Source organism: Variovorax sp. F042 (assembly GCF_057814215.1).
The window spans coordinates 1,562,560-1,574,462 of record NZ_JBVASX010000001.1 but is presented as its reverse complement, the minus strand read 5'-3'; the positions used below and the strand labels follow the sequence as shown (position 1 = coordinate 1,574,462).

At 67.2% G+C, this 11,903-nt stretch carries 10 protein-coding genes; 6 read left to right on the top strand and 4 right to left on the bottom strand.

All coding sequences use genetic code 11. From position 1 onward, the window contains the following. The first annotated feature begins 19 nt into the window (after nucleotides 1-19). The 5 genes from ACZYSP_RS07635 (at nucleotide 20) to ACZYSP_RS07615 (ending at nucleotide 5,420) form a co-directional block, all read left to right on the top strand. Nucleotides 20-1,405, top strand: coding sequence for a DNA recombination protein RmuC (locus ACZYSP_RS07635; protein WP_489013484.1), 1,386 nt, complete (start codon nucleotides 20-22; stop codon nucleotides 1,403-1,405). Continuing rightward, entirely contained in the window at nucleotides 1,402-2,565 is a 1,164-nt protein-coding gene (locus ACZYSP_RS07630) for an MFS transporter (RefSeq protein ID WP_093077717.1), read from the top strand. The genes ACZYSP_RS07635 and ACZYSP_RS07630 overlap by 4 nt, the downstream gene beginning before the upstream one ends. Nucleotides 2,566-2,677: 112 nt before the next feature. Then, nucleotides 2,678-4,207, top strand: coding sequence for an MFS transporter (locus ACZYSP_RS07625; protein ID WP_489013482.1), 1,530 nt, complete (start codon nucleotides 2,678-2,680; stop codon nucleotides 4,205-4,207). Nucleotides 4,208-4,290: 83 nt separating this feature from the next. Continuing rightward, complete coding sequence (locus tag ACZYSP_RS07620; protein ID WP_354337763.1) at nucleotides 4,291-4,746, top strand: hypothetical protein; 456 nt, start codon at nucleotides 4,291-4,293, stop codon at nucleotides 4,744-4,746. An 8-nt stretch (nucleotides 4,747-4,754) separates the two neighbouring features. Next, entirely contained in the window at nucleotides 4,755-5,420 is a 666-nt protein-coding gene (locus ACZYSP_RS07615; protein WP_093077714.1) for a TetR/AcrR family transcriptional regulator, read from the top strand. A gap of 17 nt (nucleotides 5,421-5,437) precedes the next feature. On the opposite strand, the gene ACZYSP_RS07610 is transcribed toward ACZYSP_RS07615, so the two are convergent. The 3 genes from ACZYSP_RS07610 to earP form a co-directional block, all read right to left on the bottom strand. Then, nucleotides 5,438-6,301 carry an LOG family protein gene (locus ACZYSP_RS07610; protein ID WP_489013479.1) on the bottom strand — a complete coding sequence of 288 codons (864 nt, stop codon included), beginning with the start codon at nucleotides 6,299-6,301 and terminating at the stop codon, nucleotides 5,438-5,440. A gap of 120 nt (nucleotides 6,302-6,421) precedes the next feature. After that, nucleotides 6,422-6,976, bottom strand: coding sequence for an elongation factor P (gene efp, locus ACZYSP_RS07605; protein WP_007830687.1), 555 nt, complete (start codon nucleotides 6,974-6,976; stop codon nucleotides 6,422-6,424). Between the two features lie 171 nt (nucleotides 6,977-7,147). Then, entirely contained in the window at nucleotides 7,148-8,236 is a 1,089-nt protein-coding gene (gene earP / locus ACZYSP_RS07600) for an elongation factor P maturation arginine rhamnosyltransferase EarP (RefSeq protein ID WP_489013477.1), read from the bottom strand. An 86-nt stretch (nucleotides 8,237-8,322) separates the two neighbouring features. Here earP and ACZYSP_RS07595 point away from each other — a divergent pair, with 86 nt between their 5' ends. Next, nucleotides 8,323-9,765 carry a M20/M25/M40 family metallo-hydrolase gene (locus ACZYSP_RS07595; protein ID WP_093051210.1) on the top strand — a complete coding sequence of 481 codons (1,443 nt, stop codon included), beginning with the start codon at nucleotides 8,323-8,325 and terminating at the stop codon, nucleotides 9,763-9,765. 21 nt (nucleotides 9,766-9,786) lie between these two features. On the opposite strand, the gene ggt is transcribed toward ACZYSP_RS07595, so the two are convergent. Then, nucleotides 9,787-11,829: a gamma-glutamyltransferase gene (gene ggt, locus ACZYSP_RS07590; RefSeq protein ID WP_489013474.1), complete on the bottom strand. Its 2,043-nt coding sequence runs from the start codon at nucleotides 11,827-11,829 to the stop codon at nucleotides 9,787-9,789. Nucleotides 11,830-11,903 lie beyond the last annotated feature (74 nt).

Below are 11,903 nucleotides of genomic sequence, written 5' to 3'. Positions count from 1 at the left end.
CAGAGGCGATACCGCAACCTTGGACACTTCACTGGTTCTTATTGCACTGGCCGTACTCGCGGCCATCCAGCTCGTGCTGGTGATCTGGCTGCTGGCCCGCCAGCAGGCCCCGGCCGACCACAGCGACCTGCTGCGCGTGCTGGCCGCGCTGGGCTCGGCCAACGAACGCACCGAGCGCGAGCTGCGCAACGACATCGGCGAAAGCTCGCGCGGTGCGCGGCAGGAAACCGCACAGGCCTTCGCCACCTTCCAGCAGGCGCTGGTGCAGCAGGGCGCCGAGGCCACGCGCACGCAGAACGCGCAGCTCGATGCCTTCTCGCTGCAGCTCGCGTCACTGCAGAAGACGCTGGCTGACACGCTCAATACGCAGTTGCAGGGCCTGAGCGAATCGAACGCACGGCGCCTGTCGGAGGTGCGCGAGACGATGGAAACGCAGCTCGCGCAGCTGCAGCAGACCAACGCCGCCAAGCTCGACGAGATGCGCAAGACCGTCGACGAGAAGCTGCAGAGCACGCTCGAAGCGCGCCTTGGCGAAAGCTTCAAGCAGGTGGCCGACCGGCTCGAGCAAGTGCACAAGGGCCTTGGCGAAATGCAGACGCTGGCCGTGGGCGTCGGCAGCCTGCAGCGCGTGCTGACCAACGTGAAGACGCGCGGCATCTTCGGCGAGGTGCAGCTCGAAGCGCTGCTCGAACAGGTGCTCACGCCCGACCAGTACGCCAAGCAGATAGAGACCAAGCCGCGCAGCGGGCAGCGCGTCGATTTCGCGATCCGCTTTCCGGGCCGCGGCGATGACGGCGCGCCGGTGTGGCTGCCCATCGACGCCAAGTTCCCGCGCGACGACTACGAGCGGCTCATCGATGCGCACGAACGAGCCGATGCCGGGGGCGCCGAGCTGGCTGCCAAGGCGCTCGAAGCGCGCATCCGCACCGAGGCCAAGTCGATTGCCGACAACTACCTCGCGGCCCCGCACACCACCGACTTCGCCATCCTCTTCCTGCCCGTCGAAAGCCTCTATGCCGAGGTGCTGCGCCGGCCCGGCCTGATGGATGCGGTGCAGCGCCAGCATCGCGTGACGCTGGCCGGCCCGACCACCTTGCTCGCGATGCTCAACAGCCTGCACATGGGCTTTCGCACCCTGGCGCTGGAGCGGCAGGCGTCCGAGGTCTGGAAGGTGCTGGGCGCGGTGAAGACCGAGTTCGAGCGCTATGGCGAATGGGTCGCGCGCATCAAGGAGCAGGTGGCCAAGGCCTCGGACACGCTCGACAAGGCCGACACGCGCGCCCGGCAGATGCGCCTGGCGCTGCGCAAGGTCGAGGCGCTGCCCGAGGCGCAGGCCCAGGCGCTGCTGCCGCCCACGGCTGGCACTGACGCCGAATCCGACAGCGAGGGCGAAGACACCCCGTGAAAGGCTCCGAACTGCTGCGTGTCATCGGCGCCCAAGTGTGCCTGCACGCCACCATGGCCGGCATGCGGCTCGCCACGCCGCTGCTGGCACTTCAACAGGGGTACAGCGCGCTGGCGGTCGGCGTGCTGATCTCGCTGTTTGCGCTGACCCAGGTTTTTCTCGCCTTGCCGGCTGGGCGTTTTGCCGATCGATACGGCTTCAAGCGGCCGCTGTGGCTGTCGGTCATCGCGGCGGTTGTCGGCGCGGGGCTGGTGGTGATCTTTCCGATCTTTCCGGTGATGTGCGTCGCGGCCCTGCTGACCGGCGGCGCCACGGGAGCGACGGTCATCGCGCTGCAGCGGCATGTGGGGCGCTCGGCCACCGACCCGACGCAACTCAAGCGCGTTTTCAGCTGGCTCGCCATCGCGCCGGCCGTGGCCAATTTCGTGGGGCCGTTCCTGGCCGGCATGCTGATCGACCATGCGGGCCGTGCACCTGCGGACATGCTCGCGTTCCGCATCTGCTTCGCCGTGATGGCGGCGCTGCCCATCCTCTGCTGGATGCTCGCGCGCGGCGCGCACGAGCCGCCGCCCACCGCCCCGGTGGCGGGCGCCAAGCCGACGCGCGCCTGGGACTTGCTGCGCGAGCCGATGTTCCGCCGCCTGCTGTTCGTGAACTGGCTGCAGTCGTCGAGCTGGGACGTACACGCCTTCGTGCTGCCGGTGCTGGGGCACGACCGGGGCATCAGCGCTTCGGTGATCGGCTCGATCCTGGGCGCCTTCGCCATCGCGGCGGCGGTCATCCGCGTGGTGCTGCCGGTGATTGCGTCGCGGGCATCGGAGCGCAGCGTGATCCTGAGTTCGACGGCGGTCACGGCGATGGTGTTCGCGATCTATCCGCTGCTGGACTCGGCCTGGACCATGGGCATCTGCTCGGTGGTGCTCGGGTTTGCGTTGGGTGCGGTGCAGCCGATGGTGATGAGCATGCTCCACCAGATCACGCCGCACACCCGCCATGGCGAGGCGCTGGGCCTGCGGCTCATGACCATCAATGCGTCGAGCGTGGCAATGCCGATGTTGTTCGGCTCGCTCGGCGCGCTGATCGGCATCGGTGGCGTGTTCTGGGTGGTTGGGGGCGTGGTGGCGATTGGCGCGCGTGCGACCTGGGGTCTCAAGGTCTGACGGGGCGAGGGCGCCAAATCCACGTTTCAAATGCGATCAATTCTCATCTGATTGACAATTTACTGACTTGAAGTCAGTATCTGCGCCTTCTTCAACGACCTTGAAGGCGTCCATGGACTCCCCCATTCAGGCTGCGGCCGACCCGCGCCGCCGTCTCGCGCTGGTTGCCGCGGTGTACCTCGGCAGCTTCATCGCCACGCTCGACGTGAGCATCGTCAACGTCGCGCTGCCCACGTTGCAGCGGGCGCTTTCCACCGACCTCGCCGGGTTGCAGTGGGTGATCGACATCTACGCGCTGTGCCTCTCGGCCTTCATGCTGTCGGCGGGGCCGCTGGGCGACCGCGACGGCCGCAAGCGCGCCTGGCTGGCCGGCGTGGCCGTGTTCACCATCGGCTCGGCAATGTGCGCGATGGCCGGCAGCCTGCCGATCCTGCTGGCGGGCAGGGCGGTGCAGGGCGTGGCCGGCGCGCTGATGATTCCAGGCGCGCTGTCGCTGCTGGCGCACGCGTTTCCGGAGCCGGTCGGGCGGGCGCGGGTGATCGGCGGCTGGTCGTCGTTCTCGGCGCTGTCGCTGGTCCTCGGGCCGCTGCTCGGCGGGCTGCTGGTGGACCATGCGGGCTGGCAGAGCATCTTCCTCATCAACATTCCGATCGGGCTGCTCACGGTGGGGCTGGGGCTCTGGGGCATCAAGGAAAGCTCGCATCCCGAGCATGCCGCGCTCGACCCGGTCGGCCAGGTGCTCAGCGTGCTCTGGCTGGGCGCGCTGACCTACGGGCTGATCGCGGCGGGCGAGCATGGCTGGGGTTCGGTGCAGGCCGCGAGCGCGCCGGTGGCGGCCGCCATCGGGCTCGTGCTGTTCCTGATGGTGGAGGCGCGCGTGGCGCGGCCATTGCTGCCGCTCGGGTTGTTCCGCGATGCGCGCTTCTCGGTCACCAATTTCGCGTCGTTCGTGCTCGGGTTCTCGGCGTACGCCAGCCTGTTCTTCTTCTCGCTGTTCCTGCAGCAGGTTCAGGGCTGGTCGCCCAGCGACACCGGCTGGCGGCTGGTGCCGCAGTTCGTTGCGACCGGCGTCGTGGCCTCGCAGTTCGGCCGTCTCGCGAAACGTTTCGACGTGCACACGCTGATGGTGGCGGGCTACGGGCTCATCGGCGGCGCGATGCTGCTGCTGACGCTGTTCTCCGCCGACACGTCCTATGCGTTGCTGGCGCTGCTGTTCGTGTTCCTCGGCGCGGGCACCGGCCTTGCCGTGCCGGCCACGAGCACGGCCGTGATGGCGGCGGTGCCGGCGCAGCGCTCGGGCATGGCCTCGGCCACGATGAACGCGCTGCGCCAGGCCGGCATGCTGATCGGCATCGCGCTGCTCGGCACGCTGATGAGCACGCGCGCCACCTCGCTGCTTGCCGATGCGCTCGGGCAAGCGGGCCTGGCCAACGCGCGGCAGGCAGCCGCTGCGGCAGTGGGCAGGCACGACTTGAGCGCGCTGAGTTCGCTCGATGCGTCCACCGCGCACAGCCTCCTGACCAGCGCGCTGGCCGGTGGCTTCCACGCCGCTGTGGCCTGCGCCGGCATCGCCGGCCTGCTGGCGGCGGGGCTGCTAGTGAGCGTGCGGCCCCGCGCCGCCGCCTTGCCCGCGCGCGCCTGAGGCTTCGTCCAGCCATGCCCGCCGCATACGTGCCGGTGCGCTTTCGTGCGCGTCTTCGTTCGATTTTTCCCAAGGAGCTTTTCATGACCCATCACGAACTCAGCCAATGGCCCCTCGTCATCAGCGTCTCGGCCGGGCTTCAGACACTTGAAGGCATGCAGGCCTTCACCGAGGACTGGAACCGCTGGCTCGACCGCGGCGAACCCTTCGCCTCTCTGCGCGTGTTCGCCGACGCCGATGCGCTGGTCCACCCCGAAGGCAGCGCGCAGAGCGCCAGGCAATGGTTGCAGGAGCGCGGTGCCGACATCCGCAGCCATATGATGGGCATGGCGAGCGTGGTGCCCGCCGACCAGTACGAGAAAATGCGCAAGATGAATGTCGAGAAACTCTTCGGCGTGCCCGCCAGCATCTTTGCCGACGCCGACGACGCACTGGTGTGGCTCGGCGAGCGCGTAATGGCGCCGCGCGGCCTGCCTTTCGATCTGGCGGCTGTGCGTGCGGCGATCCGCTCGGCCCGCCTGGCGGCAGCCGTTTCCTGAGGCAGCCGATGGTCAAGAGCAGCGACACCGTCACGATTCCCGCATCTCCCGAGGGAGAGGCCGCGCCACGCCGCCGCACCAAGGCACCCGAAACGCGCGCCGCCGCGTTGATGGACGCCGCCGAGCGCCTCTTCATCGCGAAGGGCATCGCCACCACCAGCATCGACGACATCGCGGCCGGCGCGCAGGTGGCCAAAGGCACCTTCTATCTGTACTTCCCGTCGAAGGAGGCGATGCTCGGCGCACTGCAGCAGCGCTTTGTCGACACCTTCTGCGCGCGGCTGCAGGAGGCCATGGACCGCCATCGGCCCGACAACTACCACGAGCGCCTGAAGGCCTGGGTCGAAACGGGGCTCGAAACCTATCTGGACAACGTCGCCTTGCACGACGTGGTGTTCCACGAGTACCGGCCCGAAGACCGCCGCATGCGCAACGACAACGCGGTCATCACGCAACTGGTCGGGCTGCTGAAGCAGGGCGATGCCGCCGGCTTCTGGGACGTGGAGGACGCGACCCTCACGGCCGTGATCCTCTTCAATGCGCTGCACGGCGTGGCCGACGACGCGGTGGCGGTGGGGCAGACCGGCGAGGCGGAGCGCAAGCGCCGTGCGCGCACGCTCACGAGATTCCTCGAGCAGGCGCTGCACCCGGCCGAGGATGACAGCGCCGACTGAAGCCGGCGCGGTTCAGGTCAGAGCTTGTAGAAGCCCTTGATTGCGCTCCACGCATCTTCCGGCGCGTCGACGTACTCGAAGAGCTTCACGTCGCCCGGCGAGATCACGCCCTCTTCGACCAGGAAGTCGAAGTCGATCAGCCGCTTCCAGTAGTCCGAGCCGAACAGCACGATCGGCACCGGCTTCGACTTCTTCGTCTGCACCAGCGTGATCACCTCGAAGAGCTCGTCGAGCGTGCCGAAGCCGCCCGGGAACGCCACCAGCGCCTTCGCACGCATCATGAAATGCATCTTGCGGATGGCGAAGTAGTGGAACTTGAAGCTCAGCGCCGGCGTGACGTACGGGTTGGCTTCTTCTTCCATCGGCAGCGCGATGGCCAGGCCGACGGAGAGGCCGCCGCCCTCGTGCGCGCCGCGGTTGGCCGCCTGCATGATGCCGGGGCCGCCGCCGGTGCAGACGAAGAGCTTGTCCTGCGGTTCCTTGTCGTTGCTGTACTGGGCCACCAGCTTGCCGAAGGCGCGCGCCTTCTCGTAGTAGTGCGAGTTGCGCGCGAGCCGGCGCCAGCGCTCGGACGCTGCTGCGTCACCGCTGGCATCGGCCTGGGCGATCATGGCGGCGGCGTCTTCCTCGCTGCGAAAGCGGGCGCTGCCGAACACCACCACGGTGTTCTCGATGCCATGGGCGCGCTGCTCGATGTCGGGCTTCATCAGCTCGAGCTGCATGCGGATGCCGCGCGTCTCGCGGCGCAGCAGGAATTCAGGGTCGGCGAAGGCGATGCGCGAGGGATCGGGGTCGAGCGGCAGGCCCTGGTCGGCATGGGACCGGAGCGTGGCCCAGGCATCGGCCAGGCGTTTGTCGTGAATGTTGTGCGTGTTGTTCATGGGGAAACCAGACAGAAGTACCTTGGAGATTGTGCAGCGTTGCAACCACCATGCCCACCAAACAAAAAAGGCTCCTTTCGGAGCCTTTTTCGAGGGTGTGGTCAGCGGTGAAGCCGAGACTCAGACGCGCTTGCGGTATTCGCCGGTGCGCGTGTCGATTTCGATCTTGTCGCCTTGCGAGACGAAGAGGGGAACCGGCACTTCGAAGCCGGTGGCGATCTTGGCGGGCTTGAGCACCTTGCCCGAGGTATCGCCCTTGACGGCGGGTTCGGTCCAGGTGATTTCGCGCTCGACGCTGGTCGGCAGTTCGACCGAGATGGCCTTGCCGTCGTAGAACACCACTTCGACAGCCATGCCGTCTTCGAGGTAGTTCAGGGCGTCGCCCATGTTTTCGGCTTCGACTTCGTACTGGTTGTAGTCGGCGTCCATGCAGACGTACATCGGGTCGGCGAAGTAGGAGTAGGTGCAATCCTTCTTCTCGAGCACGATCTGGTCGATCTTGTCGTCGGCCTTGAAGACCACTTCGGTGTTGAAGTTGGCGATCAGGCTCTTCATCTTCATGCGCACGGTGGCGGAGTTGCGGCCGCCGCGGCTGTATTCGGTCTTGAGGACAACCATCGGGTCCTTGCCGTGCATGATGACGTTGCCGGCGCGGATTTCTTGAGCGATTTTCATAACAGGGTCTCTGGATGTTGGCCGCTCGGTGCACGGGGCCATCGGCGACCGTCTCGATTATTTGGACGTTTGCCGCTATGTCTGGCCCCGCGGTACAGGTCCCGCGGCAGGTTTAGCGGAGAGCATCTCGGATCGATGAGATCCGGGCCGAAATCCGCAAAGCCCACTATTTTAGCTTTTTTGGGCGATCAGTTTCCGCAGTTGCGTGACCAGATCGTCCTGCGCTAGCAGCCGCTTGCGGGCATCCAGGGCCGTTTCGCGCCACGGGCCCTGCGTTTCCGGTGCGGGCAGGGCGCTGTCGCCGAAGCCGTTCCAGGCGTGGTGAAAAAGCCGCAGCGAGGGCGGGGCGCCGAGCCAGTCCAGCCAGGCATTCAGCTTGACGTGGTGGGCATCGTCGTCCTGCGGGTAGATCTGCCAGACCAGCGGCGCGCCGGCCCAGAGGGCGCGCACCAGCGAATCTTCGCCGCGCACGAAGTTCAGGTCGCAGGCCCACAGCAGGTGGTCGAAATCGGGCTGCGTGAGGTGGGGAAGGTATGAAATTGATAGCGCACCGCGCCCGTGGGGCAATGGCGTGCTCGCACAGCATGCCTGGACTGCCTGCGTGGCACGGCCCGCCGTCACCAGCAGGCGCGTGGGCTCTGGGCCTTCCGCCAGCCGGGCCAGCAGGGCGGCCAGCGCCGGCGGCTCGTAGCAGAAGAGTGACACCAGCCGCTCGTGGTTCTGCCACGGGATCTGCTGTGCAGCCAGCCACTGCGTGCGGTCGAAACGCGCCCGGCGTTCCATCAGATGGGGTTCCCGTAGCAGTCCTCCCGTAGCGGGGGTGAAGCCCGGATAGAAGAAGCGCTTCGTCAACCCGGCGCCAGGGCCCTTGAACACCGGCGAAGGCAGCCCGTGAAGCCGTTCCACATACGGCTCGGCCGACAGGTATTCGAGGTTGATCCATGCAAGGCCCGGCCCTTCGGCAAAGCGGGCGATCAGTTCCGGCGCCGGCTCGCAGCCGAAGGCTTCGATCAGCACATCGGGCGCCGGCCCTGCCACGGCCGCCTGAAGTGCGGCGGGATCGAGCCAGTCGATCACCTCCACGCCGTCACGGCCGGTGCGAGCCTTGGGCGCCATCCAGAGCAGAGCCGATGCGTCGTCGACCCACAGCCGCGCGCGTTCACCAATCGCTGCCAGCTGGCAGGCCAGCCGCCAGCAGACGCCGAGGTCGCCGTGGTTGTCGATGACCTTGCAGAAGATGTCCCATTGCCTGGATTGCATGGCCGCGAGTGTGCCTGTCTTCGGTGGCTGGGCTGCCGGCCGTGCTTGCTATGCTGACGGCACAACCACCACCGGAGAGAGAACCCATGAGGATGCAGACCCGTCGCCGCTCGCCCCTGTCCTTTCGTTCCGCGAGAACCGTGCTCGCCCTGTCGCTGGCCTTGTGCGGCATGGCCGGTGCGTCGGCCCAGACTTCGGCTCCTGCGCTCACACCGCAGCAGCAGCGCTTTCACGACATCTACAAAGAGCTGATCGAGATCAACACCACCCATTCGGTGGGCGACAACACCGTGGCCGCGCGCGCCATGGAAAAGCGCCTGGTCGATGCTGGCTTTGCGCCTGGCGACGTCCAGATCTTCGAACCCTTCCCGAAGAAGGGCAACCTGGTGCTGCGCTTCAAGGGCGACGGCAGCAAGAAACCGCTGCTGTTGCTGGCCCACATCGACGTGGTCGAGGCCCGGCGCGAAGACTGGAAGACCGATCCCTTCAAGCTGCAGGAAACCGGCGGCTATTTCACCGCCCGCGGCGCCATCGACGACAAGGCGATGGCTGCGGCACTGGTCTCCGTGGTGGGGCAACTGAAGCAGGAGGGCTTCAAGCCCAAGCGCGACATCATCCTCGCGCTGACTGCCGACGAAGAGCGCGGCGATGCGCTCAGCAACGGCGCCTTCTGGCTCATCAACAACAAGCCCGAGCTGCTGCAGGCTGAGTTCGGCATCAACGAAGGCGGAGGCGGCGAGCTGCGCGGCGGCAAGCCGAACCTGCACCGCATGCAGGTGGCCGAGAAGATGTACACCACCTACATGCTGGAGGCGCGCGACGTGGGCGGCCACAGCTCGGTGCCGACGAAGAACAACCCGATCTATGCGCTGGCCGCGGGCCTGGAGCGCCTGGGCAATTTCAGCTTCCCGGTGAAGCTTGCGGACGTCACCAAGACCTACTTCGCGCGCAGCGCACCGTTCGCCACCGGCCAGCTGGCCGACGACATGCGCGCGGTGGGCAGCGGCAATCCCGATCCCGCGGTCATCGAGCGCATGTCGGCCAACCCGGCCTACAGCGCACAGTTCCGTACCACCTGCGTCGCGACGATGGTGCAGGCCGGCCACGCCGAGAACGCGCTGCCGCAATCGGCCAAGGCCACGGTCAACTGCCGCATCCTGCCGCACGATGACCCCGAGGAAGTGGAGCGCCTGCTGACCCAGGCCATCGGCAACGACAAGATCGTGGTGCGCAACCTGGGCAAGCCGCTGCGTAGCCCGGCGTCGCCGCTGAACGGCGATCTCGTGAAGACGGTGGAGTCGATCACGCAGCAGATGTGGCCGGGCGTGCCCGTGGTGCCTGCCATGAGCACCGGCGCCACCGACAGCCGTTTCATGCGCAACGCGGGCATCCCGATGTACGGCGTGACCGGCATGTTCCTGGAGCCGGCCGATGCGCGGGCGCACGGGCTCGACGAGCGCATCGAGATCCAGCGGCTGTACGACGGCCGCGAGTTCCTGTATCGGCTGGTCAGCGAACTCGCGAAGTAGTAAGCGGCGCCTTCAAGACCCTCAGGGCGTGAAGGTATCGCCCAGCACGATGCCTTCGCGCCGCGGGTCGGCGCCGCCGGTCAGCACCGTCTTGCCACCGACGCTGGTGCGGATGACGGTGCTCACGCCGCTGGACTGCGCCGATACAGACACCTTGTGACCGAGCCCGATCAGGCCGGCGACCAGCGGATCGTTGAGTCCCGAGTTCGTCGCGTCGATGTTCGGATGCTCACCGCCGACGTTGGTGGTCGCGCTGTTGGAGGCTCCGAAGTCGACCAGTGAGGTGGCCTGCTGTGCGTCGAGCCCCCAGTCGAGTGCACCGACCACCGTCTTCACGACGAACTGGATGATGGTGCCGCCGCCGGGCGAGCCGGTGCCCATGACGAATTCGCCCATGCTGCCGTCGCTCTGCTTCTTGAACACCAGCGTCGGCGCCATCGTGCTGCGCGGGCGCTTGCCCGGCGCGACGCGGTTGGCCACCTTGATGCTGGGGTCGACCGTGTCGTTCGGATTGGCCGAGAAGTCGGTGAGCTGGTTGTTCAGCATGAAGCCCTGCGTCATGTGGAACGAGCCCAGCGTGCTTTCCACCGTGGTGGTCATCGAGACCACGTTGCCCTGCTTGTCGACGATGGTGAAGTGCGTGGTGCCGTGCTCCTCGGTCTTGTCGATGCCCAGCGGCACCGCGCCCAGGTTGCCGGCCTGCGCGACGCCCATGCTCTTCGTCAGGCTGATGAGGCTGGCGCGGCTCTGCAGGTAGGGCTTGTTGATCATCGTGTCGACCGAGCCGCCCGGCAGCGGCACGAAGTCGGTGTCGGCCACGTACTTGTCGCGGTCGGCGTAGGCCAGGCGCTCGGCCTCGCTCACCAGGTGCACGCCCATCACGGTCGGCTTGCCGCCTTCGATGTCGATGGCGGTCGGCTTGTACAGGCCCATGTTGAAGGTCTCGAGAATGCCCAGGCTCGCCACTACCGCGATGCCGCCCGAGGACGGCGGCGACATGCTGCACACGTAGTAGTCGCGGTAGGTGCCGCAGACCGGGTCGCGCCGCTTGGCCTTGTAGTTGGCCAGGTCGGTCAGCGTGGTCATGCCGGGTGTGATGGCCGAGCCGTCGTTCGCGGCGGTGGTGATGCCGATCTTGTCGACGATGCCCTTGGCGACGTCGCCCGTGTAGAAGGCGTTGGCGCCCTGCGTGGCGATGGTGGTCAGCGTCTTCGCGTAAGCCGGGTTCTGCAGCCGCGTGCCCAGCGCCTTCGGCGTGCCGTCGGCGTTGAAGAAGTAGGCCGTGGCTTCGGCGTCGCGCTTCAGGCTGGTGGCCGACGACGAGATGGCGGCGGCCATGCGTCCGCCGATCAGGAAGCCGTCGGAAGCCAGCGTGATGCCGTAGCCGAAGAGGTCTTTCCACGGCAGCTTGCCGTGGTCCTGGTAGGCGAGATCGAGCATGCGCACTGCGCCCGGCGTGCCGATGGAGCGGCCGCTGGCGCGCGCGCCACCGGGCAGGGGCGGCGTGGTGTCGGCACCGGTTGGGTCTATGTAGCGCAGGTAGTTCTCGTTGGCGGCGGTAGGCGCGGTTTCGCGGCCGTCGTAGGCCTGCACTTTCTTGGTCGCGGCGTCGTAATAGAGCATGAAGGCGCCACCGCCCAGGCCGCTGGATTGCGGCTCGACCAGGCCCAGCACGGCCTGCACGGCCACTGCCGCATCGACGGCGCTGCCGCCGGCCTTCAGCACGTCGCAGCCGGCGCGGGTGGCGAGCGGATGGTTGGCCACCACCATGTAAGTCTTGGCATACACCAGCTTGTGGCCCGGCGCATAGCCCGACGCCGCCTCGGGTGCAGCCGGGTCGCCTGCGTCGCCCGAGCCGACCACCACGGATGAATTGCCTGTCGAGGTGAGGCAGCCGTTGTCGGGAGCGGGCGGCTGGTTGGCCGCGTTGATCGCGGCGATGGTTGCAAGAATCGTCGCCGTGTCTTGGGCGTCGTTTCTGGAGGCGCCACCACAGCCCGCCAGGCCCAGCGAGAGGGCGATGGGCGAGAGCGCCCACCAGACGCGTCTGTTGTTTTTGTTCATGTGGATTTCCCGAGTAGGTATGTTGAAAACCACGGGCGCTCCTCGCGCCCGTAGCCATCTTCAGCACATTCCAT

What these genes read in the sequence shown, in the direction of transcription:
- ACZYSP_RS07620 (WP_354337763.1), top strand. Translation starts at nt 4,291, where the DNA reads ATGACCCATCACGAACTCAGCCAATGGCCCCTCGTCATCAGCGTCTCG.
- ACZYSP_RS07625 (WP_489013482.1), top strand. Translation starts at nt 2,678, where the DNA reads ATGGACTCCCCCATTCAGGCTGCGGCCGACCCGCGCCGCCGTCTCGCG.
- ggt (WP_489013474.1), bottom strand. Translation starts at nt 11,829, where the DNA reads ATGAACAAAAACAACAGACGCGTCTGGTGGGCGCTCTCGCCCATCGCC.
- earP (WP_489013477.1), bottom strand. Translation starts at nt 8,236, where the DNA reads ATGCAATCCAGGCAATGGGACATCTTCTGCAAGGTCATCGACAACCAC.
- ACZYSP_RS07615 (WP_093077714.1), top strand. Translation starts at nt 4,755, where the DNA reads ATGGTCAAGAGCAGCGACACCGTCACGATTCCCGCATCTCCCGAGGGA.
- ACZYSP_RS07610 (WP_489013479.1), bottom strand. Translation starts at nt 6,301, where the DNA reads ATGAACAACACGCACAACATTCACGACAAACGCCTGGCCGATGCCTGG.
- ACZYSP_RS07595 (WP_093051210.1), top strand. Translation starts at nt 8,323, where the DNA reads ATGAGGATGCAGACCCGTCGCCGCTCGCCCCTGTCCTTTCGTTCCGCG.
- efp (WP_007830687.1), bottom strand. Translation starts at nt 6,976, where the DNA reads ATGAAAATCGCTCAAGAAATCCGCGCCGGCAACGTCATCATGCACGGC.